Source organism: Anatilimnocola aggregata, assembly GCF_007747655.1.
Classification (GTDB): Bacteria; Planctomycetota; Planctomycetia; order Pirellulales; family Pirellulaceae; genus Anatilimnocola; species Anatilimnocola aggregata.
In genome coordinates this window covers 971,740-994,650 of record NZ_CP036274.1, presented here as the reverse complement: position 1 = coordinate 994,650, position 22,911 = coordinate 971,740, and the positions used below count along the sequence as shown (strand labels likewise).

The following is a 22,911-nucleotide window of genomic DNA, read 5'->3' as shown; positions in this document are numbered from 1 at the left end:
AGTTCAAGACGCCGAGCTACAATCTCATAGTGTGTGATTTGCCAGATTAGGGACGACCTGGCCGCGACTCCAGCAGAAGTGCCGGTACACGATTGGCAGATCGAAGAGGTTGAGCGTCGCAAAGCAAACCTGGCTAAGAATCCGGCCAGCGGGCTCTCTTGGGAAAACGTGAAACGTCGAGTTGCACAAGGTCGCTTAAACTGAGTGGCTTAATCCAACTCACCCGCCCGGTTGCGGGCCGTAGAACTTCGAAATATCGATGCCCCCTTTGGTATCTTCCTCGAGCAATTTGAGCCGAGTTTCGAGCCGGTCAATCTTGGCTTGCAATTGCGGCAGCAGATTGGGCGCTTGATCGATCTTTTTCGGGCGAGGTACCGCGGGATAACCCAAGTGCCGTTGAAAGGCGAGGAATAAGTAGACCGGATCTTTACGGCGATTAGCCCAGGCAATCTTTCCCTCTTTCACATCGAACAACACCGGCTTATCGGCTGGCGGAGTTTCGTCGAACTTGGCCCGCGCTTGCCAGTAATACTCGCTGCGGACATAGATCAATTCGCCGAAATCGACGAGCCCCATCTGCGCGCGGACAATGCTGATCCAACTTTGCCAGCGCTCATCGAACACCGGATCCTGAGCCATTGCTGTCAGGCCCGGATCGTACTTCAGGCGATTGCGGCAAAGGCATTCGAGCTGATACATGAACAGCCCTTGCGGCCGCGGCGACTTGCTCCGGTATTCGGCCTCGTGCTGCAAAATGTCGACGGCAATCCGCATATCGAAGCGACCCGTCTCCGCTTCTGCTTCGCGAATGACGTAAGTCTGAAATGGTGTGAAATAGTGCGGCAAGCGAGCCATGGCCGAGGCCATCGTCCCCGCATGCTTGATCTCGGCCAGGAGAAAATCGATCGCCAGAGGCAAACGCGTGGTGCTCAGCAGTTCTTGCTTCACCTGCCCGAGCAAATCCTGCACGGTATGATTTTCCGGCAGTCGCTCCGCGAGAGCCCGAAACAGATAGGCTTGCTCGATGTATTCTTCAGGTTCGAGAGGAGCCATGACAAACGGTCGCTGTTCGCGTTACGATTGGACCAACAACGGAGGGACAACCACGGATGAACGAGACAAATTCGATGCGCCCACTGCAAGCAGCCATTGTCATTCCCGCTCGTTTGCACTCTACCAGATTGCCGCGCAAACTGCTGCTTGCAGAGACAGGCAAACCGGTGATTCAGCACACCTACGAAGCAGCCTCGCGCGCCACGAAGATCCAAAACATTTGCGTAGCAGCCGATAGCGACGAAATCGCCGATGTCGTTCGCCGTTTTGGCGGCCATGTCTTGCTCACCGATCCAAATCATGCCAGCGGCAGCGACCGAGTGGCCGAAGTGGCGCGTCTATGGACCGACATCGATGTGATCGTGAACGTCCAAGGAGACGAACCGGAAATCTCGGCAGCTGCCATCGATCAGGTTGTCGAACTACTTGAGCGAGATCGCTGCGCGGTCATGTCGACGCTGGCCACTCCGATCCGCAGCAAAGACAAGCTGTTCGACCCAGCCTGCGTGAAAGTCGTCTTCGACCAGCAAGGTCGCGCGCTCTACTTCAGCCGCAGTGTCATTCCGCATGCTCGCACCTGGCACGACGATCTGTTGACAGCCGAGCCGGCGCACTTCTATCAACACATTGGCCTCTACGCTTATCGCCGCGAGTTCCTGCTGCAGATCGCCCGCTTGCCTCGCCCCGAGATTGAACAACTCGAAAGCCTCGAGCAACTGCGCGTGCTGCATGCGGGACAGACCATTCTCGTCGGCACCATCGACGAACCGAGTATCGGCATCGATACTCCGGCCGACTATCGAGAGTTTGTGACGCGGTATCGCAGCTAAATGCCCCTAAGTGAGCTCGCAATATCTGCCACTGTTCAGCGAATATCAGGCAACAAGTTCGTCACGTCAAAGGAGCAGGCTCTGTATGATCGATTTCTTTTGGGAACTCCGCCAACAGCAGCAGGTTTCGCAAGCAGAAAGTAGTGCGGCGAGCGCCAAGCAACAGGTATCGCAGCACTCTTCGAGGCTGCGCGATATGGAACAGCAGTTGGCCCGCGTCACGCTCGTTTCGCAGGCGGTATGGGAACTACTGCGCGAGCGAGTTGGGCTGACAGAAGACGAGCTAGTCGACAAGATCACCGAAGTCGATCTGCGCGATGGAAGCAAAGACAATCGCCTGGCCCATCAGGTACTCGCTTGTCCCAAATGTCAGCGGACTCTCAGCACCAAGAACGTGCGCTGCATCTATTGCAGTTGCGAGGTGCCCAAAGAGCACGTGTTTCAATAGTTACCCTGCGATGTAGACCATTCTGTTTGCTGATGGATAGCGCCCTATTTTTCCCCCGGTGACTGGGCAATTGCAGTGGTGGTTGCAACTCGCGAAACATCGGCTCCCGCGTCCTTGCCGCCTGAATTTGCGCTCTTTCCAAGTGCTCCAGGTAGCACCTTCCATTGCTGCGAATCGAAAAGGAGTGGCTCGATCGCGTGGGAGTCTGCATCGCTGCCGGTCACGCGCTGGAAGTCAGCGAGATTGAAAGCAATATCTTCCGGCTTCGCGAGCGGCCAGAACCAAACTATGGCACCTGCGGTGAAGACATTCCGGTTTCCTTGCCACGGACCTAATTCTCGATTGCCAACGCAAATGGGTTCCCCTTCCAGCCAGCAATCGTGCATCTCGACATTGATTCTGGCCTTCTGCAGGTTGCTGGCGAGAATTCCAACTCGGTGGCCAGGCAACCAGAACACCGTGCGTTCGACCACCAGGCGATGATCGTCGGGTTCCACACCGACGAAATTCACTTGCTGAACAATCGAGTCGCGGATTCGCAAGCGTTGCTTGGCCGTTAGTGATTCCACGCGAATATTGTTGGACATCAAGCAGCGGGTAATCTCGACTTCACCCTGTTCGCCCCTTCCGGCGAGATAAACACTGGGGGCAATCAGATTCGGTTGCGGGTCAAAAGAACAGTTGGCAAGCTTACGGATTTGACCACATTCGGCACCATATTGGCCGTTGAGCGAGTGCTTGAAGTGAAGCCCCTCGATTGTCCATTGATCGTCTTTCGCCAAGATGATTGTGTCTTTGATCTGCGGAATAAACCCGGGCCCCGCTCGCAGGGTGAGCTCCTTGCCTGGTAAATCGCGGCGATAGATGGCTGCCACTTCGCGATCGGTGCGCAATTCAATCACGTCGCCATCCTTGGCAGCGGTTGTGGCAGCATTCAGGTCGGAATAGCCCGCAATCGCCTGGCCACCACGAAGGAGTGTGATCGGCCCGCCCTCGATCGCTTCGGGACGCAGATCATCCTCGGCAACTGGCCTACCCTCCGCCGCGAGTGCGCGAACAAAGGCTTCTCCGGGGCCGATTAAGTCCCAAGCAGGGCCGCCTTGAAAGCCCGCAGGGCGACGAGCATCAATGGGGTCTTTGATCGCCTGGATTCTCGCGGCAGTGGACGCGGCAACCGTTGCTGTATCGAACTGAAAGAAGCGTCCGGTGGCTACTTGAGTGTTCTGGTCATTCTCGCCCCACAATTTCTGCCATTCCGCGAGCGAGGTGAGTACAGAGGCATTGTCATTCCACTGAACGTAAAAACGCTGCGTTCCGTTCCAAAGGACATTGTCTTTTCCTTGCCAATCCAGCACATCTTTAACTTGCTCCACCTCCTTCACCGTGGCGTTAGCAAGGACTCCCCCTTCATTGGCCGCGAAGATATTGCCCGTTGCTTCCACGCGCACGCGCTCGGTAACTCCCGGCCAGACTTGGATCAAATTGCCACCACCGAGAAACGTATTGTGCTCCAAGCGAATGCGTTGGCCCCCGCCGGGCACGCAGCCAAAATAGACATATGCCGCGCAAATGTATATGTTGTTGATGAAATCGAGTTCGCACTTCGGCCCCACTGCCAGGCTGCCGTGCGAGAACCCGTGGGCCAGCAGTGAATTCTCCACGCGGTTCTGGGGGCCGTTGAGAGAGAGGATAAGACTGATGCTTGAATCTGTTTTAAACAGACGGCAATTGATGATCTGGCAATTGCCGGTTGTCTCGATCAAGTGATAATCACCGGCTCGCAGGCCGACGAAGTCGCAGCCTTCGAATCGCAAATTCCCTTCCCGCAAGTGGATCCAACTCGATTGTGTCGGCTGTTCGATGGCCGCATTGGGATAAAACGAAGGTCGGGAGCCAGCGGCTGCGCGAATGCTGAGGTTTCGTCGGTGCCATTGAATGGGAGGCAACTCGTAGGGCCCGTCGCCACTTACTTCGAGCCAATCCTCGTCCTTGTAGTCCTCGATGGCACCGCTAAATGTCTTAAACGCCTTGCGACTTCCATTGGCACCCACAACCGAGTAGGGCGTGTTGCTCTTACGCGGCACTTTGGTCACGATCGCGGGAGCGGAAGTATCCGGCGTTTTCGGGACCGTCGGTGGTTGCTGCGCGACGGGCAAATCGAGCTTGATACGGACGCGGACCTTGTCGCCGCGAGTCAATTTGAATTCCTGCGTAGGAACTTCGAGTCCGCCATTGTCGACCACAAGCAATTGCAGGCCTTGTCCTGGTTTCAATTCATAATTGCCTGACTTTTGCGGAGCTTGTTGGCCGGTCGTCTTGATGGTGAATTCGCGATTGTGAGCTTTATCTTCGAGCACCAGTCCTTGCTCGCGCAATTTGATCTCGACTGCCGGATCGTTGATCTCGACCACGAAGGAGCCTTGATCGGTCTGAATGCGATACACCATTGCGGCTGCAATGATCATGGCTGCGGCAAAACCGGCGGCGACCATCAGCCACTTGGCCGACCAGCGCGCAGACTGTAACGGTGGCTGGGTTTTGGCCCTGGCACTTTGCTTAGGCTTGTTGGTGACAATCGAAATCAGCGGAGCACTGGCAACAGAAGACGACCCTTGTTCGGCCATCATTGATTCCAGGAGTTGTACGACTGCATCCGCAGATGGTGGGCGCTGCTCCCGATCTTTCGCCAGCAATTGTTGGATGAGCTGAGAGAGACGTGCGGGAAGGTCCGGGCGAATCGCTTCGGGCGCAGGTGGGGTGAGGGTCGCCAGATTCAAGAGCGTTGAAACCAGATCCCGACCTTGAAAGGCCGATTTGCCCGTGGCTAGCCGATAGAGAATACAGCCCAAACTGAAGAGGTCCGTCCGGCCGTCCACTTCTTCGCCGCGCGCCTGCTCGGGGGCCATATACGCAGGCGTGCCGACAATGGTACCTGAATGCGTGAGATTCTGTTCGTCGGCGGCACCGGCGGCACGGGCCAGGCCGAAGTCGAGCACCTTGACGCGGCCTCGCGGCGCTTCGAGCCAGATATTGCCCGGCTTGATGTCACGATGAATCAGTTTTCGCTGGTGGGCGGCTGACAGGCCCAGCGCGATCTCGCGACCAATCCTCATCACTTCGGCAAGGGGAAGCGTGGTCTCGCGTTCGAGTCGATCTTCGAGAGATTCTCCTTCGAGGAACTCCATGGCGATGAAGGGGAGCCCCTGATCTTCGCCCACCTGATAGATCGTCACGACGTGGTCGTGCTTGAGGGCAGCTGCCGCCCGGGCTTCGCGCAAGAATCGCTGCCGGGAAGTGGCATTGCTTTGGCTGGGGAGCATGGCCTTGATCGCGACCAAGCGCGACAACTGCTCGTCTTCTGCCTGATAGACGACGCCCATTCCGCCACGACCCAGGACTTTCACAATTCGATAGGGTCCCAGATGCGTGATCTCGCCCGCCCTAGTGGCCGGTCTGGCAATTGCCGGGAACGACGACGCAGTAGCCGGCGGCAATGTCGGGTCGCTGCCGACGGCTTGAGAGAGTTGCAGGCTTTTGATTCGTTCGGCAATGCGACTGGCATCGCCGGCAGCCAGCGCGGGCGATGTCGTAGGCTGCTGGAGTGCCTCGCAGAGCGTATCGCTGGTCAGCAATTGCTCGACGGTGTTACCGCAGGTCGAACAATCGTTCAGATGTGCGGCCAGCTGCTCTTCGGCTTCCGGTGTGCTTTGGCCGGTGACTACGCGCTGCAAATCTTCGGCATCGGGGCACGTTTTTTTCGCGACAGCCATGGCAGGGTTCCCTCGGGTGGTGCGGCTGAATCAGCCGTCTCACCAATCTATGCGCGCCAAGCACACAGCGTTACGAGAAAATCTCTTGCTGGCGAAAAATGTCAATCGAGCATGCCAGCCAATTCCCGCCGTAACCGGCTGAGTACGCGAAACTTAGCCGCTCGCAAGGCACCTGCTGTCCACCCAAGTTCTGCTGCCGTTTTGCCTTCCATGAAATGACCCCAGCAACCTTGCCAAGTTTGGGGAGAGAAATCCGTCCGCATCAACTCGAAGGCCCGCCGAATGACTACCGTGCGAAATTCCGTTTCGATCAGGGCGTCGTTCAGCGGTGCAGCGACTCCTTCGGCAGGAAGCGACTCGTAATTTTGCCGCACTTCGGGCTGCCGCGCTCGCTCGCGGACTTTGTTGAGGGTGACGGTGTACAGCCAACCGCGAAAACGCTGGTTGGGATTGTAAATGAACTGCGGCAATTGCCGGACGAGGATCACGAATACGTCTTGGACGACATCGTCGGCATCAGCCTGCTGAAGCCCTGCCCGGCGCACCCAAGTAAGCAAAAGCGGGCTGTACAAATCAACAAATCGCGACCATGCCCGTCCGTCCCCCGGCTGACGCAATCGTTCCAGCAGGCTGACGGGGGTGGTATCCAAAACGCGAGACTCCCTGCATGAATTGGTTCGTCACTCGAGCACCGAAGTTCTCACTTGGCCTCAATCTCTTCCACCAGAATCCAAGCCTGCTTGGTAAGTTCAATCGTGCCAGTCAACTGCACGTTGCCATTGAATTCTTTCTGGCCGATCTTGGTCAAAAACTCTTCTACGCCTGGCTTGGCGTGGCTAGCAGCTTTCAGGCGATAGCGAACGTTATCGATGGCCAGGCTGGGGACGGCGTGACGCGTTCGCTCCGCGGGGCCTTTCCAGGTGCCGCGAGTTTTGTCCGGCAAAGTCTTGGTGATGAGTGACGCGGAGTCTGGAACCGTTTGTTGTGTGAAATCGGCTGGCTCGGTTCGCTGCTGTGCGAGCAGCCAAGGGAGTAGATCGGGCTCGGCCAGCGGCCGAGCGAGTTCGTGTCCGCCACCACGATACTCGGTGTATTTCACGTTACTGCCAGCTTCTTTCAGGGCGGCGACGATAGTCCTTGAACTTTCGACCGGGGCGGTGTTATCCCGATCGCCATGAAAGACCCACAGCGGCAGGTGCTTGATGATCGGCGCGAGCCCCGGCCGATCGCCCGGTGGCCCGGCAATGTGGACCGCCGCAGCGAACAAATTCGGGTAACGGCTGAGTAGATCCCATGCGCCGCAACTTCCCATCGAGAAACCGCTGATGTAGAGTCGCCGATCGTCGATGTTGAACTCTTGCCGCAGTTCGGCAATCGTCGCAATCACCAGGCGCGAGGCTTCGGTAATCTCGGCTGGCTTGTTCAGCCCCACGCCCAGCCATGAATCTCCGGGCGGACATTGCGGTACCATCACGAAGGCCGGGCAGCGCTTTTTATCGGCCAGAAAAGTGCTGCCCAGCGGACGAATCGGCGCAGTGTTGTTGTCGCCGATTTCGCCGCTGCCATGGAGCCAAATAATCAGCGGCCAGGCGTGAGCCTTGTCGTAGTCTTTGGGCACTAGCAACCGATAAGGGAGCTTGCTCTCACCCTCGGCATGCACGCGCGTTTCGAACTGCGGCAGCACTTCAGCGGGCTTTGCCGATTCTTGGCCAATCGCAACTGCGCAGCAAACTGCGAAGCCTAGCACCCACCCGAGAAACACCATCAGCAGTTGTTTCATCTCTATCGCCCCTTCATTCTCTCGTCTCTCGCCTCTCTCAAGTCATCTCACCCACTAACTGTGGAATTGCCCCTCGCACTTCGTTCAGCGCGATGGTGGCCGCTGCGTCGCGCGTGCCGCGCAGCGAAAGCGTCACAACGGAACCCGGCAGGCCGATCAAGAATTGCCGGTCGGCCACAATCCAGGGATCAGCTGGTCCCGGATCATGAAAACAGCAATAGGTGCCCACGTGATGAAACGGCAAACCGCGGCGTTCGGCCAGGTCTTCGACAAAGTCAATCGCCAGCGAAGGATCAGCGGCAAAGCCTTGTTGCAAGGTTGCAGTCAAAGTGATGTTGGGCGGATCCTCGCCGCCATAGAGCATCCCGTTCGGTCCCGCCCAAATATGAATCTGTGCCGGCAAGAAGATCACCAGCTGCGAATTCCCCAGCCGATGCGGCCGCCAACCTCGCCGCGCTAAGTCCATCGCAGTGGCTGGGGCTGGTGCCGCATAACGCTGCGCTTGCGGCGGCAAGTCGCTGGGCTTGGGTTCGTAGCCAAAGAGAAAAGTTTTCAGGGAGTCGAACATACAAGTCGCCGGGCAGACCGCCTTACGGGTGATGGTTCTTTTTGTCGCCCTGTATGGTAAAGTCCGGGGCGTGTGACCACAAACATCAGGAGGATCGTTTCATGTTTCGCATCGCCACTTTGCTGCTGGGCATCACGCTGGTCGGACTTGCCTTGACCGCCGCACGCGCGGATATCCCGCTCCCGAGCAACCTGGAATACATCAAGCCGACCGTGCAATTCGTCGGCGTCGACAAGCTGCCCGAGTATGTTTTTCAGCTGCGAGTCTTTTCGTTTGCCGGTTCGCCGAGCGGCGCGATGCACAAGTACACCCCGGTGAAAGACGACAAACCATTCACGCTCAACGTCGAGCGGCGGCTAGGGAGCGTGGAACTTCTCGCCATGCAGCGCGACGAGTTCGCCAAGCGCGCCAAGGCCGATCCATCGCTCAAATGGCTGACTGCCGAAACCGCAGGAGTGCTGAGCGCCGAACTCGATCCGCCATCGACCGTGGGGGACAAGAAGCGGAAAACAGCTTCGATCACCAAGTACACCGTCGAACTAAAAGAGGGGAAACTCGTCGTCACTACAGAAGCGCCGCCGGAAGACCCCAGCAAGAACAATCCACCCGGCATGCTCTGGTGGATCAACACGACCCTGGCCGCGATTCTCTCCCTAGCGCTGATCGGCTTCGGCCTCTACTTCGCCCGCCCAGCGCGCGGCAAAGTGGAATTGGCCACAGGAATGTGAGCCATTGGTACCTGGCAACTTCTCGAGCAATTCAAGCAATTCGGAAGCCGCTGCTGGTCCACGGCAATCGCCTCTGCAGGCTCGCTCACCATGGTTGGTGCCAGACGTCAGCGGCCGGGTCGCACGCGCGCGACGACTTCGTCAATCCACCAGGCTTGAGCAGGATCAATCCTGAGTTTCGCCGCTTCAGGAGTGAACCATTCCGCTCGATCCACTTCGCGAGAATTACACTCGCCCCCCGCAGGTTCGCTCCCCGCTTCAAAGGCCCAACTATGGACGACGTTGCCGCTACGCTCGTAGGCCGGTCCCAGGGGAATGAACGGGCCGAAGGCGGGCACACCCACTTCCTCGGTGAATCTGCGGCAAGCGGCATTGAGCACAACTTCGCCGGGCTCGATCTCACCCTTTGGCACCGACCAGGTTCCCAAATCCTGATTCCGAAGATAAGGGCCACTGGGATGGACCAGGAACACCAGCAGTTGTTCGTCAAGTTGCCGGTACATCAGCAGACCAGCACTTAGTTTCGACGTCCCTCGGCGGTCGTCGAATTGCGGCCATTTCTCTCGCAGCAACATCCTATTTGCCCACATAGTTCACTTCCCAAGTTCAACTTGATCGGACGATTAATACGGGGCAGGTACTCGCTCCCTTCTTCTTATCACGGGGAATGAAATCGGCGAGAAGAATTCCGCTCGGCACCGCTCGGAATTATTGAACCCGCCCCCCATAGACTTCAAAATTTCCTGATCGGGCGAATTGGGCAACGCAAAATCGCGAGTGGAACGGGATCAGGAAATTTCCATTATTCAAATCGCGGCGAAAAATTTCCTCGATCGCGCAAACGCCCGTTCGGCCACCAGTTGCACTCACTCCACGCGCCATAAGTCCTTCATAAGTGGAGGAAATGTCCAAATTCAATTTCCATAATTTCGATTATCGTGAATGTTCCGCAGGCATCGTCACCCGTGTGCTGTCGCTGCAACCGCTCACGCCAGGGGACTGGCGTTGGTTTTCGGGCGAGGTCGGGCAGCCAGTTTGCAATTAAGAGTCGGCCCAAAACACCAACCTGAAGCGTTGTGGCGGGATTCGCTCGTTTGGGTGCAGGAGGATTTTCGGGCCGTCGTTGAGCGGCTGAAGACGGGGTCAACTCCCCCGAAAAACCTCCCGACCCCGGGCAGATCGTTTGCCAGCGTGAAGGGGTGCTGTCGCTGCAACCCGAGGTTTATCAGAACCGTTCATCAGTTAATCAACACCCCCCTTTTGCGTGCATCGCAGGCAAGCTGTTTCGCAGCAACGAATTGCGCTCAACTTTGCAATTCCAAAATCATCCTCTTTGTTGATAAACGTCTCCGGCTGATTTCACCCCTGGCGAATTCCCCGGAGTGCGAAGCAGCGATTCCGCGCCGCGCGAACCACTGCCAACGCGCAGGCGCGCTCCTTCCACCAGGTTGCCAACAGAGCGGCTTATATTATTGTCAGTTAATTAATAATTGTCAAGCACTTATCGATAAGTCCTGTCTCGCTGTTGTGGCCAAGCGGGAACTTAAGCAACCTGCGTCTGGCCAGTGGGCGAGATGCCGAAGATCTCATCGGTGGGACGGGCCAGCGCGCGAAAGCGCGGCGTGGGCATGCTGACGGTTTGCCAGCGGGGCGAGAGAGTCCGGGACCAACCCGCGTAGTGATCCAGGCGGATACCGAGAAAGGCATAGACCCCACTCCGGAATTCGAACAGCTGGTCGGCAGGGAGGGGCGCCCGATCGCCAATCACGTTGTAGGCAAACACGAGCAGTCCGTGAAAGCGCCCCGCGAAAATCGATTCCCAGTGGGCCAGGCTGCGCAGTTCGTCGGCGGTCGACCAGTTCTTCCAATACTGCTTGCGGCTGCCGGTGGGAAAGCGGCGCCCTTTGATATCGACGAGCCACGAACCGGGGGAATCGGCCGCGATCAAGCGCGGCGAGACGATAAAGTCGAGACTCTTGAGCGTGGGCGAGCCGTGCCCACGTGTTCCAGTTCCATTGGCCGTCTGGCCGCCGGTCGGCAAGCCCGCCGCACTGCGGCGGGTCTCGTCGACGGCTACATACGGAATTTGTCGCCGCTGCAAATAGGCTTCAAAAGCCAACTCGTAGTGATTGTCGCGCTTGGTCATGGGGACACCTCTACCGCGATAGAAGCCTGAAGTCCCAGTTTTCTAGCAAATCGGGGTGACAAAAGCCTGTCACCGCAAAATTGGGTAGTGAGCTAATTTGAGAGACGAGTTAGGTCACGGCAGTGCTGGCTTGTTCCACTGGCCATTCCACTCACGTTCATCCATGCGCTCGTATACACATTCCACAGGGCGGACCTTAATATCGATTCGCTGTAGTGGCCAAATTATCATCCTGCCATAGTCGGTGCCAATTCGAGGATACTGGTAGAAGCATCCGTGGACATCGTCTACCGGCCTTACCAGTGCCAGATAGCTCCCTGCGTATAGCATTGGCAGCATCAGCAAGACGGCTGCGAAGTTCGGTGCGGCTGAGCGGGTGGTGGACATGAGTTGATTCTACTCGACGATTTCGGCCCCATGAATCTAGCGGGGCTTTTTCGTGCGCGGGTAGAATGGGGCGATGAACCAGAACCCTTACGAATCGCCACAGCCGAGCCAACCATTTCAGCCCAAGAAGCCATTTACTTGGTTGATTGTGGTTTTAATAATCGTTACTGCGTGGACTATTCTTGTGGGTGTTCTTCCCGCCATCAATCGATTTGTGCGTTATTGAGCCATGACCAACCGCGCACCACTCATCGTCACCATCGCCTTACTGCTGATGCCGGTGCTGTATGTCGGGAGCTATTTCGCACTGGTGACGCCTGGGGAGTACCAACAGTTGATTGATGGCTCAATGCACTGGCCCAGGCATTACCGCTTGGGAAATGCTTGGGCAGGGTATGTGTATTTCCCAGTGGAGAAGCTAGATCGCAGAATTCGGCCAACCATGTGGGAGTGGGAGTATCAATTGCACGAAAATGGGATTCGTCCGCTCCATGCATATTCAAAACGGACGCCCAACCCGTGACCTAAGTACTCCCTCGAATTGGCCCACTACTCGAAATTGACAATTCCGCCATTCCGCGACTACTTCACCCGGCGAACGCGGTGATTGAGCGTGTCGCCAATGTAGACGGCCCCGTCGGGACCGACGCAAATCCCGTGGGGGCGGTCGAGTTTCGCCTCGGTCGCCGGTCCGCCATCGCCAGAGCCACCTTTGTGCTTCGGCCCCATGCCAGCAATGGTGGTCACCAGGCCCGCAGTGGTATCGATCGCGCGGATCGCGTGGTTTTCGGTATCGACCACGTACAACTTCTTATCGGCACCCAGCGCGATCCCCTTGGGTCCATCGAAGGTGGCCGCGGTGGCCGGTCCGCCGTCGCCAGTGAAACCCTTTTTGCCCGTACCGCCGACGTGCTTCAGCAGGCCGTCGCTGAACTTCATTTGCCACAGGCTGTGTCCTTCGCGCAAGGCGATCCAGAGCGTGCCATCGGCAATGATCAGGGCGCGAGGGCCGATCATCGGGTTCCCTGCGGCCCGCTCGCCATCGACCGGCGGTTTCCGTTCGCCATTGCCCGCGATGGTAGTGACCACGCCCAAGGTGGCGTCGATGCGGCGAATCCGATGATTGCCGATATCGGCGACATAGATATTGTCTGCGGGATCGAGCGCGATGCTATGCGGCTGTTTGAACTGGGCCTTGAGGGCCGGGCCATCGTCGCCACTAAAACCGGCGACACCGGTGCCGGCGACCGTCGAAATGATTCCCGTCTTGGCATCGACACGGCGAATGACGTGATTCTGCATTTCGACAAAGATCATGTTCCCCGCGCGATCGAACCGCACTTCATAAGGTTCATTCAATTCGGCCGCAGTCGCTGGTCCGCCATCTCCCGCGTAACCCTTCTTGCCCGTCCCCGCGACCGTTGTCAGCTGGCCTGTCTTGAGGTCGAGTTTGAGGACCCGATGATTGCGCACTTCAGTGATGTAGAGCGCGCCGTCGGGACCGATCTCCACGCCAAACGGATCGCCCACGTTCATTTTGGTGCCGAGCCCGGCATTGCCGTTGTTCGTCGGTTGGCCGGTGCCGGCAACCGTGGTGATCTCGGCCGCAGTAACGAGCGATGTTCCGAAAAAAGTAAGTGCCGCCGCAACGAGGGCCGCTGGAATGGTCGTGCGCATAAAAAATCCTGGCATGGTGCGGGTCGGTAAGGGGAAGGTTGAAGTGTATCAGGAAGAAGCGGGGGCTTCGTCCCAGGGATTACGTTTGGTGGGCTTGGACGGCCCAGGATGCAGTTCCGCTTCGTCTTGTTGAACGCGCAGCGGCGTCGCCAGGCGAGTTTGTTCCACTTCCTTGGCGGCGAGGGCTAAGTTCACCAAAAAGATAAAGCTCGCTAGTGGCACCAGCAGATAATTCACCGCCTCGTCGGCGATGGCGTTGCGCTGCGAGCCGATTTCGAACAGCGTCCAGATCCAGTTGGGGGTTTGCAGCAGCGAATACTCGAAGTCGCCGACAATGCCATCGTAAAAGAGCCAGCGAATGACGGCCTGACCGGCCAGCGGGCCAAGAACACCCATCACCAGCAGCAGCAAATAACAAATGAACGTGGGGAGCATCCCTCCCAGGCGAAAACGCTTGAGGAGCACACCGCACAACCGGGCCAGCCCCAGATAAATGGTGAGGTAACTGGCCTGCGCCATCCACCACCTCATCCAGACGTCGAAATCGCTCCAACTGCCGGTTGTCGCGATCGTGGCCAGCGTGCAGACGAAGGCCAGTGTGAGCATTCCGCCCAGCGCATTAAGGACGGCAAATACATAGCCCGTTCCCGAGCCCGGATTGAACCAGGTAAAGGCCATCCGTCCGAGCAGACTCTGGGGCAATTCGCGCCGCGCGCGGGGCGAAAGTTCAGCTGTCTCGCCAATCAAGAATGCCCCCGCTACCGCCCATAGGCCCCCAATCCACGACGAGCCGACCATCATGATTTCCTCTTCGCCGACCAGCAAAAAGCCGTAGATGGTCCAGCCCACAATCAGCATTTGCAACACCATCAGCACCACGCGCACGCCCGTGCTCCGGTTCTCGCTGGCAAACGTCACTTGCCCGGCCGCAATCAGCACGAATAGGAGCGCCACCGGCACATAGAACGTGATGACGCCGACATTGAACATCCACCATTCGGGCTGGTCGTAGGGCATCATTTGCGCGGTGGCGAGCATGGCAAACATCAGCCAGCACCAGAAGAACGCAAAGTTCAAAAGTGCGATGACCAGCAAGACCGAGAGCAAGACTTGCCAATGTCGCGCCCGCGTGACCGTCGACAAGGTAAGGGCCAGAATGCTGAGCAGGAGCGAGGCCAGAAACGTATAGGTCAGCATCAGGGCGATCGTCACGACGTCGATGCCGCGGAGCAGATACGTGAAAGCAATGCAGGGGGCGAGGGCCGAGTAGTAGACGAGCATCTGCAGCACACTGCTGCCGAGTTTGCCGGTGACGATCTGCCGAGCACTGAGCGCCGTGATGGAGAGCAGGTCGAACGTGCCGTCTTCGAGTTCCGCAGCCAGCGAACGAAACGAGGCATAAGGGACCACGATCAACAGCGGCACCGCCAGAATCAAGTAATAGCCCACCAGCATTACGGAGCCGAAGGGAGAATAGAAGACGCCAGGCAGATTGACCATCACGAACAGAATGGTGTAGATCCAACCGAAGACCAGCAGCAGCGTGAAGGTGACGGAGAACTGCTTGCTCTTCATCGCCTGGCGCGCTTCTTTCACCAGAATCGGATTCAACCGCTCGCTGATGGCTTCGAGCAGGCGCTCGACGCGCGGCCAGAACGCGCCACGAGGCGGCGCGATGGCGGTCGCCGTGATCGGTTCGGAAGGGAGTGGCTCGTTGCCCGGAATAAGTGCGTCGCTGGCGGTGGTCATTGCACAAGTCCTTTGGTCACGGCCAGAAAGACGTCTTCCAGCGAGCGGTTATGGCTGCCGAATTCGCAGACCGCAAAACCGGCCTGCAACATCTCGCGGAGCAGCGCGGCTTCGGACTCGCGCTCCCCTTGATGGGCAAAGCGAATGGAGTGAGCGTTGAGTCGCACATCGGCGACGTCCGTGCGGACGGTCAACCACTGCAGCAGACTCGTGGGATCGCCTAGCACTCCCACGTTCACTTCGCGCTGGGGCTGCTGTTGTTTTTGGATTTCGGCGACCGTGCCCAGCGCGAGGAGTTGCCCCCGCTCGAGAATCGCCACGCGATCGCACATTTCGGCCAGTTCGGTAAGGATGTGCGAGCTGACCAGGACCGTCGTTCCGCGCGCCGCCAACTCGCGAATCATTTCGCGCAGTTCGATCCGCGCGCGGGGATCGAGGCCATTGGCCGGTTCGTCGAGAATCAAGACCGCCGGATCGTGGACCATTGCCCGCCCCAGGCAGAGACGCTGCTTCATTCCTTTCGACAGCCCGCGAATTGGTTTTTCTTTCAGCACATCCAGCCCCGTGAAGTGCATGACGTATTGCAGGCGTTGATGCCGCTCGCGGCCGATGAGGCCATACGACCGCGCGAAAAAATCGAGATACTCTTCGACATTCACGTCGGCATAAGTGCCGAAATAATCGGGCATGAAGCCCAGGCGGCGACGGACGCGGTCAGGATCGTTAATGACCGAGAAACCATCGACGAAAGCATCGCCATAGGTTGGCAGTTCGAGCGAGGCGAGAATCCGCATGCTCGTTGTCTTGCCCGCGCCGTTGGGACCGATATAGCCGAACACGGTTCCCCGCGGCACCTCGAACGAGACGTCGTTCACTGCCTTCGTCTTGCCGAAGAAGCGATGCAAGCGGCGAAGCTCAATCATGGGATGGTTGGCGACCATAGAACAATCAGCAGAGCGGAGATGAGAAGTAAGTGGAACTCGAGCAGACAAGAAAATGTTGGCAGTCTAATAATGACCTTCCGTCACGTGCAGGCTTAACTGCTGCTGGGTTCGGGGGACACCCAGTGGAACTTCGGGCGAGGTTTCACTCAGGGCGACATACGAACGTGGGGCCAGGGGTTGGCTGGCCAGATGGCTAAACTGAGCAAGGTTTCGCTCCAGCAGACTCGCACCTTGATGCACGGTGGCCGTGTTGCCATAGCGACCGTAGTAGCGCGGGCCAAAGGACCAGATGTCGAGGGGTGAGTCGTGCATGTTGGCGTCGTACCCTTCCGGAAAGCTCGGTTCGAAGCGGCGCAAACGCTGTGCCAGGACGCGCGAGACTTCGGTCAGCGGAACCAACTTCAGCGTGGCCTCTCCCTGCGGGACTTTCTCCCCGACGTAGTACTTGTCTTGCTCAGCGCAAACGACCAGATAGCTGAGTGGCATCGACAGTTCATTCTTCACGCGCAGCGTTTCGCCTTCAGCCTTGCCAACTCGCAAGCGGGCCTTGGTTTTGCCCGCCGAAGTCACCATCACCTGGCTGAGCGTGCGCGAAGCAATATAGCCGGACTTAAGCTGCTGGTCGTGCGCGGCCCAGTTGACGATGCGCCGGTTCTGGCGCTGGCCATTGAACGCCACCGGTTCGTGCTCGTACTGGCTGATGAACGTATCGTCTTGAAATTGAAAGCCCTGCGAGGGAGCAATCGACGCGTAGTACGCCTGCCGCGAAGTGGAGGCGACGTTCCCCGCACGTTGCTCGATGGTGGTGTAGCTGCGGACGCGCGACTTCACCCCCAAACCGTCGGTCAACATGGCATAGAGAAACAGACTCGCCGTTACCAACAAGGCCCCTGCGGGGACGGTGATGAGCAGCAGGTACAACCGCCGCGCGCGATTCAAGAGGTAATAGTTGACGGGACCGATCAGCACGACAAACAGCGTGATGAAGACCAGAAACGACAGGACCGGTGCCTGGCCGGTGCCGGGAATGAGAAAGTTCCAGAAGTCTTCGTTCCGCTGCTGGAACGAGGTGCCGGTGCGAATCGACGGATTCCAGCCTTCGCCCCGAATGGAGTTAAGGATCCAAATCCATTCCACTTCACTGCCGGGAAAGGGATCTCCTGCGATAGCGATTACCTGGCCCAGACCCGCATCGCGCGAGATGAATCCCAGCTTGGTGAGAGCTGCGGTTTCCTCGCCCGAGTTGATTACTACTCGTGACGGTTGCCGCAGGTTGCCATTGTTATTGTCCACCAAGCCGCGGAGCACCTCGCCCGGGCGATAGGGGCTGGGCTTTTGCCAGCCGCGAGTATCGTTCTCGTCAGGGTTTGGCAGCGGCGCCAGCTGCAACAACTTCTCGAGCTGTTCGAGGCCGGCGAAGTCTTCGCCAGTGTTGAACACAATCAAGAACCGCCCCGCACGATTCCAATCGGCAAGCGCTCTCATCACCGCGGGGTGACTCTTGGCCATGTCCTTGAGGTCGGCCAGCGAGATGAGAATCAAATCGAGCGACGAGTAATTGATCCACTTCGTCGGCAACTCGGATGGCGGCAGCACTTCGGCCTTGGCATTGTCTTTCAGTTCATTCAGCATCAAGACGGAGTGCGCATTTCTCGAATCTTCGTCAGAAACAAAGTTGCCTTGAAACTGAGTGTCGGAAAATTGCCGCAGGAGATTGCGCACGTCGGGCAAGTGGTGATCGTATTTTCCTTTCAGCCCCCCGGTACCAGAAGACTGGAAGACTTGCAGCAACGCTTCGCGCTCGGCCAGCGTCGGCGCTTTAGCATCGATCAACAGCACTCCCGGTGTCCCTTCGTTCCAGTTCCAGCCCCCCCCACCGCGCGGCCAGCTGAGATGATCGCCCGAGAGGTCGGCATGTCGGCGGCCTTCTTCAAAGACTTCCACTACGACCGAATGCCACATGGCATCTTGCGGCACGGGCATCGTGGCGGTCGCCTTGCTGCTCCCCTGTTCGAGTTCGATCATTTGCGAAATGGTATCGCCCGGATTGCCGTAATAACTGTTCGGCCTGAGGACGACTCGAAACTTTCGATAGCCCGCTGCAGGCACTTTGTTGGGAATTAATTCCAGGCGAACCGGACGATAGCCGTGCCCGTCGACCCAGCGGGTATCGACCACCAGTTTCACGCCACTGGTGTTCAAGCGCCCCGGTATCGGCAACACATTCACGCCGCCGCTGGCTGCCACGCACATGGAAGGCTGCGCAGCGACCCAACTGCCAAGCACGAAAAGGAATGCCCCCAGCAAGCGGAGCGGGCAGCCAGGGCGGAAGTCAGACATCGAAAGCTCCACCACGGAAATAAATCTGGCTGAAAAGGGGGCACGAATCAGGCGAAGTGAATGACGAGTGCTACTGAGGATCGGTCGGCGGGACGACTTGCCGCGGCGGACCCGCCGACGCGAACGGGTTGCCCCCCGCAGGGGCTGGGCTACGGAGCAAATGCCCGAACGTTTGCTCCAAGATCCAGGCCGCTGCCCAAAATAGAATGAACAGGACAAAGATCAGCCCGATTCCACCCAAGGCAAAAATGAGGGCTGCTGCCCAAGGTTCCCCAGCTGACTGTGCGAACTCCGACCCCTGCACATTGCCGGGACCCATGCGCCGCCCGGCAAACCGCTCACTGAGAAAAATCCCTGCGAAGCCACCCTTGAGTGCCTGGGCCATGACGTACGAAATCACGGCCGCAACGGTCGTGACGATAAGCATAATCTTGATCGTAAAGCGGGGGATAAGCATCGCTCGATTGTCGCATAGCCAAGGTGCGATGCAAGTTGCTCCACCGGCTCTGCCGAACTTCCTGCAGCCGAGACTTGACGCTGTCCCAGGGTCACACTAGCATCGCGCTAGGGGAGTTTCGTTTCAGCCAGATACTTCTTGCCTTACTCCCCGCCAACTAGCCGGTCATTTCGGCACGAATCGGGCCTACGATGATTCGAACGGACGAATCGAATTTTTTGCTGCGCATGCGCAATCCTGCGGGCCTGCTGCGCACCATCTGCTGCTGCCTGTTCGCCTTGGCTGCCGTGTGTGGAGGGACGAAGTCTGCGCGGGCCGTGACGCCCGATAGTCCGGAAGTGAAGGCGCTAGTAACTCGTGCGACCAAGTTCTTGGAGCAAACCACACACGAGCAGGTGGGTGGAAAAGTATTGATAGCCATCGCGCTAAAGCAGAATGGTCGTGATATCAGTCACCCAAAGATCAAAGAAGCGCTGGACGAATGCCTCAAATATGCCACAACGGGGAACTACGGCGACGAGAACTATAACCTGGCCCTGGCAATCATCTTTCTCTGCGAAATGGAAGATTCTGCGCAGCGCCCCCAAGTTCAGAAGATGCTCACCGATTTACTTGGTCGGCAGAAACCAAACGGTTCCTGGTCTTACACCCAGAACACTACGGGCGATACGTCGCAAACTCAGTATGCTGTACTGGCACTCTGGTCCGCAGCCCGCCACGGCTATGACGTTCCTCTCCCTGCTATCGAAGGCGTGTTGAACTGGCTCATCCGCACACAAGATCCCAGTGGTGGCTGGGGCTACCAGGGAAACGATCCAGGTCCAGGCGGCAATCGCATTGCCCAGTCACCGCTCACCCTGTCGCTGGGGGCAGCCGCTCTAGGTTCGATTTACATTCTTACCGATCTTCTGCAACTTCCCGAGGGACTGATTGCACCACCCAAGGGCCCGGCAGTGAAGAAGCTTCCTCCGGCCTTGCAAGAGATTCAAGATAAACGGGCCAATCAAGGACGCAACGGCAAGCGCGTCCCCGCTAGTGTTGATTTTGCCCGTTTGAAGAAGACGATGGACGATGGCAAGAACTTCGTGCAGAAAGTGTTTACTGCCGAAATTGCCGATTGGACTCACTATGCCTACTACGCGTACGAGCGATATGAGAGCTTTCGAGAAATTGCCGAAGGAGATTTTCCCCCTGAACCGAAATGGTATACCGATTTATACAAGTCTCTCAATTCTAGCGTTGAGGGCGACGGCTACTGGAATAGTTCCGAAACTCCAGCGTCCGGCACCGCCTTCAGCGTGCTGGTTCTTTCGCGCAGCACGCGCAAAGTCATCAAGCGAATTGAAGCCCTGGGCGAAGGCATTTTGCTCGGTGGCATGGGTTTGCCACCCAACACCGCTGACTTGAAAGAGCGAAACGGCAAGCTGGTCGATTCGCCACTGTCCGGCACTGTCGACGAACTCCTGGGAATTCTCGAAGACGACAGCAACCCCGAACTGGCCCGCCTGGCAGAATCCAACCAGGTCGTCGCCCTCGATCCCGATATCACCCGCCGCGCTGGGCAGATCAATCGCTTGCGGGCAATGGTTTCGGCCGGTGCTTACGAGACTCGCCTGGTTGCCGTCCGCTCGCTCGCCAAAGTGCGCGATCTGGATAACGTTCCCGCGCTTTTATACGCGCTGAGCGATCCCGATATTCGTATCGTGCGCGAAGCTGATCGCGGACTGCGGTTCAATAGCCGAAAACTGCTCGGCGTCGTAGAACTCGACACGCCCACAAAAGAAACCCTGGCCGAACTCCGGGCGCGCTGGCGCGCGTGGTTCCTCTCCATCCGTCCCGACGCCGAACTGCTCGATTAGGATTCCGCGTGGCCACCGTATCTAAAGACGCTCCTCCTCAACCGCCGAACATATCGGCCCCTGAACGGTCTGCAGGCAAACTGCGCAGCGCCGGTCTGCAAGTCTCGACCTACGATCAAGTGGCCGGCGTTCTCATGTCGGTGCTGATGATCTTCGGCTTCATCGTCGGGCTCATGTTCCTCGTCTGGCTCTCGAATCGCGAGTGGCCGGTTCGTCCCGCAATTCCTGTCATGGTGCTGGAAGATGTAGGTGGCGGCGGCAGCGGCAACGGGCAAGGGACCGAACAAGAATTTCAAGAGCCAACCGCGGAAGAGTTGGTCGAAGTGACCGAGCCCAAGCTCGAACAAACTCTCGACGCCATTTCCTTGGTCGTTACGCCTGAAGTTGCTGAACTGAGCGTCATCGATAGCAGCTCGCGCGGCAACGGCGAAGGAACGGGAACCGGCGATGGCCGCGGCCCCGGCCCCGGTGGTCCCGGCACCAGCGATGGTATTCCCGCTTGGGAGCGCTGGGAGGTGCGCCTCAACGCAACTACGACCGAAGAATATGCCAAGCAACTCGACTTCTTCAAAATCGAGTTGGCCGTCGCCGGCGGCGGCAACCCCAACGTGACCTATGTCACGAATGTCTCCAGCGCTAAACCAAGCGTTCGCGTGGGAAGTCCCAAGGATGAAAAACGGCTCCGTTTCATGCACCGCTCGGGGCAACTGCGCGATGCTGACCGTCGACTGGCCGGCAAGGCTGGTGTCGATGTGAGTGGCAAGGTTGTGTTTCAGTTTTATAGTCCCGAGACCTATACCAACTTGCTGACGCTCGAGAACATCGCCAAGGGACAGCGCCGCATCATCGAAGTTCGCCGCACTGTGTTTGGTGTGAAGAACGTCGGGGGCCGGTACGAATTCTTCGTCATCAGTCAGAACTATCGTTAGTCGTCGCCAAATAATTTGCAGTCGCCAGAAACTCGCCCCTGCGACGGCCCCACGTTCCGCATCCCACACCCGCCAGAAAACTACGGCCATGAAGATCGACCGGATCGATTTGTTTCACGTTGCCATGCCGCTGATCTCGCCGTGGCGCACTGCCTATGGCGAAGACGCTTCGATTCATGCCGTCCTCTGCCGAATGACGAGTGGCTCGCTGGTGGGTTGGGGAGAAAGTTCTCCGCTCGCCGCTCCTTGCTACAGCCCGGAATGGGGCGGCGGCATCTTTGCCGTCTGCCGCGATTGGCTCGCGCCGGCACTGCTTGGGCAGGATGTCACCAGTGGCGAAGATCTGCAGCGCCGCATCGGTCACTTTAAAGGCAACCCCTTCGCCAAGGCAGTGCTCGATACCGCCTGGTGGAGCCTGGCTAGCCGCGTGCAGAACAAACCGGTGCATGAATTGTTAGGAGCATACGCCGGCTGCACGCCGCGCGATGAAGTGGCCGTTGGTGCTGATTTCGGCGTCCTCGATACGGTCGATGAACTGCTGCCGTGCATTGATGCAGCTGTCAAAGATCGCTTTCCGCGCATCAAGCTCAAGTTCCGGCCGGGCTGGGACCTTCCCATGTTGCGCGCCGTGCGCGAGCGCCATCCCACGCATCCCATCCACATCGATTGCAACAGTGGCTATCGCCTCAGCGACTTGCCCCTCTTTCAACAGGTCGATGAACTGAACCTGGCAATGATCGAGCAACCGTTGCAGCACGACGACCTGGTCGACCATGCCCAGCTGCAGCGTTCGATTCGGACCCCTGTCTGTCTCGACGAAAGCCTGATTACCTTGCGGCAAGCGCAGCAGGCCATCGCGCTGGGAAGTTGCCGCTATGCGAACATCAAGCCGGGGCGCGTCGGCGGTCTGACGAACGCGGTGCAGTTGCACAATGAATTCCAGCGGGCAGGCATTCCGTGCTGGGTGGGTGGCATGCTGGAGAGTGCCGCGGGCGCCGCGCTATGCGTCTCGCTGGCGATGCTGCCAAACTTCACTTATCCGGCCGATATTTTTCCCAGCAGTCGCTTTTATCATCAGGATCTGAGCGATCCGCCGCTGGAACTGATTCGCACGCGCGAGGGACTTCCCGGCGTCCGAGCGCCGCGCGAACTACCCGAGCCAAATAGCGATCGCTTGAGTCGCGTGACGGTGCAGCGCGCGAGCTTAACTTAGTGGTTCGACTAGCGATCCATGTCATATGGTTAA

The 22,911-nt window shown here is 58.2% G+C and carries 20 protein-coding genes; 8 read left to right on the top strand and 12 right to left on the bottom strand.

The features are described from left to right. Positions 1-33 precede the first annotated feature (33 nt). Positions 34-204 carry an addiction module protein gene (locus ETAA8_RS35790; RefSeq protein WP_145085170.1) on the top strand — a complete coding sequence of 57 codons (171 nt, stop codon included), beginning with the start codon at positions 34-36 and terminating at the stop codon, positions 202-204. Between the two features lie 15 nt (positions 205-219). On the opposite strand, the gene ETAA8_RS03870 is transcribed toward ETAA8_RS35790, so the two are convergent. Next, positions 220-1,053 carry a hypothetical protein gene (locus ETAA8_RS03870; RefSeq protein ID WP_145085168.1) on the bottom strand — a complete coding sequence of 278 codons (834 nt, stop codon included), beginning with the start codon at positions 1,051-1,053 and terminating at the stop codon, positions 220-222. Between the two features lie 74 nt (positions 1,054-1,127). Here ETAA8_RS03870 and kdsB point away from each other — a divergent pair, with 74 nt between their 5' ends. Both kdsB and ETAA8_RS03860 read left to right on the top strand, forming a co-directional pair. Next, complete coding sequence (kdsB, locus tag ETAA8_RS03865; RefSeq protein ID WP_145085166.1) at positions 1,128-1,883, top strand: 3-deoxy-manno-octulosonate cytidylyltransferase; 756 nt, start codon at positions 1,128-1,130, stop codon at positions 1,881-1,883. Between the two features lie 85 nt (positions 1,884-1,968). Next, positions 1,969-2,331 carry a hypothetical protein gene (locus tag ETAA8_RS03860; RefSeq protein WP_145085164.1) on the top strand — a complete coding sequence of 121 codons (363 nt, stop codon included), beginning with the start codon at positions 1,969-1,971 and terminating at the stop codon, positions 2,329-2,331. 44 nt (positions 2,332-2,375) lie between these two features. Here ETAA8_RS03860 and ETAA8_RS03855 read toward each other — a convergent pair whose 3' ends face one another. The 4 genes from ETAA8_RS03855 to ETAA8_RS03840 all read right to left on the bottom strand — a co-directional run bounded on the left by ETAA8_RS03855 (position 2,376) and on the right by ETAA8_RS03840 (position 8,449). Next, complete coding sequence (locus ETAA8_RS03855) at positions 2,376-6,101, bottom strand: serine/threonine-protein kinase (RefSeq protein ID WP_145085162.1); 3,726 nt, start codon at positions 6,099-6,101, stop codon at positions 2,376-2,378. 101 nt (positions 6,102-6,202) lie between these two features. Then, positions 6,203-6,751: an RNA polymerase sigma factor gene (locus tag ETAA8_RS03850; protein WP_145085160.1), complete on the bottom strand. Its 549-nt coding sequence runs from the start codon at positions 6,749-6,751 to the stop codon at positions 6,203-6,205. A gap of 50 nt (positions 6,752-6,801) precedes the next feature. Beyond that, positions 6,802-7,881: a carboxylesterase family protein gene (locus ETAA8_RS03845; RefSeq protein ID WP_145085157.1), complete on the bottom strand. Its 1,080-nt coding sequence runs from the start codon at positions 7,879-7,881 to the stop codon at positions 6,802-6,804. A gap of 37 nt (positions 7,882-7,918) precedes the next feature. After that, the gene (locus ETAA8_RS03840) at positions 7,919-8,449 is read right to left on the bottom strand and encodes a hypothetical protein (RefSeq protein ID WP_145085154.1); all 531 of its coding nucleotides are present in this window, start codon (positions 8,447-8,449) and stop codon (positions 7,919-7,921) included. A 101-nt stretch (positions 8,450-8,550) separates the two neighbouring features. On the opposite strand from ETAA8_RS03840, the gene ETAA8_RS03835 reads away from it, so the two are divergent. Next, positions 8,551-9,177: a hypothetical protein gene (locus ETAA8_RS03835; RefSeq protein ID WP_145085151.1), complete on the top strand. Its 627-nt coding sequence runs from the start codon at positions 8,551-8,553 to the stop codon at positions 9,175-9,177. Between the two features lie 107 nt (positions 9,178-9,284). Here ETAA8_RS03835 and ETAA8_RS03830 read toward each other — a convergent pair whose 3' ends face one another. After that, positions 9,285-9,767 (bottom strand): NUDIX domain-containing protein, encoded by a 483-nt coding sequence (locus tag ETAA8_RS03830; RefSeq protein WP_238397673.1) that lies wholly within the window; start codon positions 9,765-9,767, stop codon positions 9,285-9,287. Between the two features lie 953 nt (positions 9,768-10,720). Next, positions 10,721-11,323 carry an HYExAFE family protein gene (locus ETAA8_RS03825; protein ID WP_145085146.1) on the bottom strand — a complete coding sequence of 201 codons (603 nt, stop codon included), beginning with the start codon at positions 11,321-11,323 and terminating at the stop codon, positions 10,721-10,723. 616 nt (positions 11,324-11,939) lie between these two features. On the opposite strand from ETAA8_RS03825, the gene ETAA8_RS03820 reads away from it, so the two are divergent. Continuing rightward, positions 11,940-12,233 carry a hypothetical protein gene (locus ETAA8_RS03820; protein ID WP_145085143.1) on the top strand — a complete coding sequence of 98 codons (294 nt, stop codon included), beginning with the start codon at positions 11,940-11,942 and terminating at the stop codon, positions 12,231-12,233. A gap of 59 nt (positions 12,234-12,292) precedes the next feature. Here the strand turns inward: ETAA8_RS03820 and ETAA8_RS03815 are convergent, their stop codons facing one another. The 5 genes from ETAA8_RS03815 to ETAA8_RS03795 all read right to left on the bottom strand — a co-directional run bounded on the left by ETAA8_RS03815 (position 12,293) and on the right by ETAA8_RS03795 (position 18,877). Next, complete coding sequence (locus tag ETAA8_RS03815; RefSeq protein WP_145085140.1) at positions 12,293-13,387, bottom strand: NHL repeat-containing protein; 1,095 nt, start codon at positions 13,385-13,387, stop codon at positions 12,293-12,295. A gap of 48 nt (positions 13,388-13,435) precedes the next feature. After that, complete coding sequence (locus tag ETAA8_RS03810; RefSeq protein ID WP_145085135.1) at positions 13,436-15,136, bottom strand: hypothetical protein; 1,701 nt, start codon at positions 15,134-15,136, stop codon at positions 13,436-13,438. Continuing rightward, positions 15,133-16,077 carry an ABC transporter ATP-binding protein gene (locus ETAA8_RS03805; protein WP_238397672.1) on the bottom strand — a complete coding sequence of 315 codons (945 nt, stop codon included), beginning with the start codon at positions 16,075-16,077 and terminating at the stop codon, positions 15,133-15,135. The genes ETAA8_RS03810 and ETAA8_RS03805 overlap by 4 nt, the downstream gene beginning before the upstream one ends. A 66-nt stretch (positions 16,078-16,143) precedes the next feature. Continuing rightward, the gene (locus ETAA8_RS03800; RefSeq protein ID WP_145085133.1) at positions 16,144-18,420 is read right to left on the bottom strand and encodes a hypothetical protein; all 2,277 of its coding nucleotides are present in this window, start codon (positions 18,418-18,420) and stop codon (positions 16,144-16,146) included. 70 nt (positions 18,421-18,490) lie between these two features. Beyond that, positions 18,491-18,877, bottom strand: coding sequence for a hypothetical protein (locus ETAA8_RS03795; protein ID WP_145085130.1), 387 nt, complete (start codon positions 18,875-18,877; stop codon positions 18,491-18,493). A 191-nt stretch (positions 18,878-19,068) separates the two neighbouring features. On the opposite strand from ETAA8_RS03795, the gene ETAA8_RS03790 reads away from it, so the two are divergent. The 3 genes from ETAA8_RS03790 to menC all read left to right on the top strand — a co-directional run bounded on the left by ETAA8_RS03790 (position 19,069) and on the right by menC (position 22,878). Further along, positions 19,069-20,736, top strand: a complete 1,668-nt coding sequence (locus ETAA8_RS03790; RefSeq protein ID WP_145085127.1) for a hypothetical protein — start codon at positions 19,069-19,071, stop codon at positions 20,734-20,736. An 8-nt stretch (positions 20,737-20,744) separates the two neighbouring features. Next, positions 20,745-21,665, top strand: coding sequence for a hypothetical protein (locus ETAA8_RS03785; protein ID WP_145085124.1), 921 nt, complete (start codon positions 20,745-20,747; stop codon positions 21,663-21,665). 88 nt (positions 21,666-21,753) lie between these two features. Further along, positions 21,754-22,878, top strand: coding sequence for an o-succinylbenzoate synthase (gene menC / locus ETAA8_RS03780; protein ID WP_145085121.1), 1,125 nt, complete (start codon positions 21,754-21,756; stop codon positions 22,876-22,878). Positions 22,879-22,911 lie beyond the last annotated feature (33 nt).

Bases quoted from the DNA above. Each gene is read 5' to 3' on its own strand.
- ETAA8_RS03845 (WP_145085157.1), bottom strand. From the start codon at position 7,881: ATGAAACAACTGCTGATGGTGTTTCTCGGGTGGGTGCTAGGCTTCGCA.
- ETAA8_RS03860 (WP_145085164.1), top strand. From the start codon at position 1,969: ATGATCGATTTCTTTTGGGAACTCCGCCAACAGCAGCAGGTTTCGCAA.
- ETAA8_RS03815 (WP_145085140.1), bottom strand. From the start codon at position 13,387: ATGCGCACGACCATTCCAGCGGCCCTCGTTGCGGCGGCACTTACTTTT.
- ETAA8_RS03810 (WP_145085135.1), bottom strand. From the start codon at position 15,136: ATGACCACCGCCAGCGACGCACTTATTCCGGGCAACGAGCCACTCCCT.
- ETAA8_RS03805 (WP_238397672.1), bottom strand. From the start codon at position 16,077: ATGGTCGCCAACCATCCCATGATTGAGCTTCGCCGCTTGCATCGCTTC.
- ETAA8_RS03840 (WP_145085154.1), bottom strand. From the start codon at position 8,449: ATGTTCGACTCCCTGAAAACTTTTCTCTTTGGCTACGAACCCAAGCCC.
- ETAA8_RS03790 (WP_145085127.1), top strand. From the start codon at position 19,069: ATGATTCGAACGGACGAATCGAATTTTTTGCTGCGCATGCGCAATCCT.
- kdsB (WP_145085166.1), top strand. From the start codon at position 1,128: ATGCGCCCACTGCAAGCAGCCATTGTCATTCCCGCTCGTTTGCACTCT.
- menC (WP_145085121.1), top strand. From the start codon at position 21,754: ATGAAGATCGACCGGATCGATTTGTTTCACGTTGCCATGCCGCTGATC.
- ETAA8_RS03830 (WP_238397673.1), bottom strand. From the start codon at position 9,767: ATGTGGGCAAATAGGATGTTGCTGCGAGAGAAATGGCCGCAATTCGAC.
- ETAA8_RS03800 (WP_145085133.1), bottom strand. From the start codon at position 18,420: ATGTCTGACTTCCGCCCTGGCTGCCCGCTCCGCTTGCTGGGGGCATTC.
- ETAA8_RS03820 (WP_145085143.1), top strand. From the start codon at position 11,940: ATGACCAACCGCGCACCACTCATCGTCACCATCGCCTTACTGCTGATG.
- ETAA8_RS03855 (WP_145085162.1), bottom strand. From the start codon at position 6,101: ATGGCTGTCGCGAAAAAAACGTGCCCCGATGCCGAAGATTTGCAGCGC.
- ETAA8_RS03795 (WP_145085130.1), bottom strand. From the start codon at position 18,877: ATGCTTATCCCCCGCTTTACGATCAAGATTATGCTTATCGTCACGACC.
- ETAA8_RS03870 (WP_145085168.1), bottom strand. From the start codon at position 1,053: ATGGCTCCTCTCGAACCTGAAGAATACATCGAGCAAGCCTATCTGTTT.
- ETAA8_RS03835 (WP_145085151.1), top strand. From the start codon at position 8,551: ATGTTTCGCATCGCCACTTTGCTGCTGGGCATCACGCTGGTCGGACTT.
- ETAA8_RS03825 (WP_145085146.1), bottom strand. From the start codon at position 11,323: ATGACCAAGCGCGACAATCACTACGAGTTGGCTTTTGAAGCCTATTTG.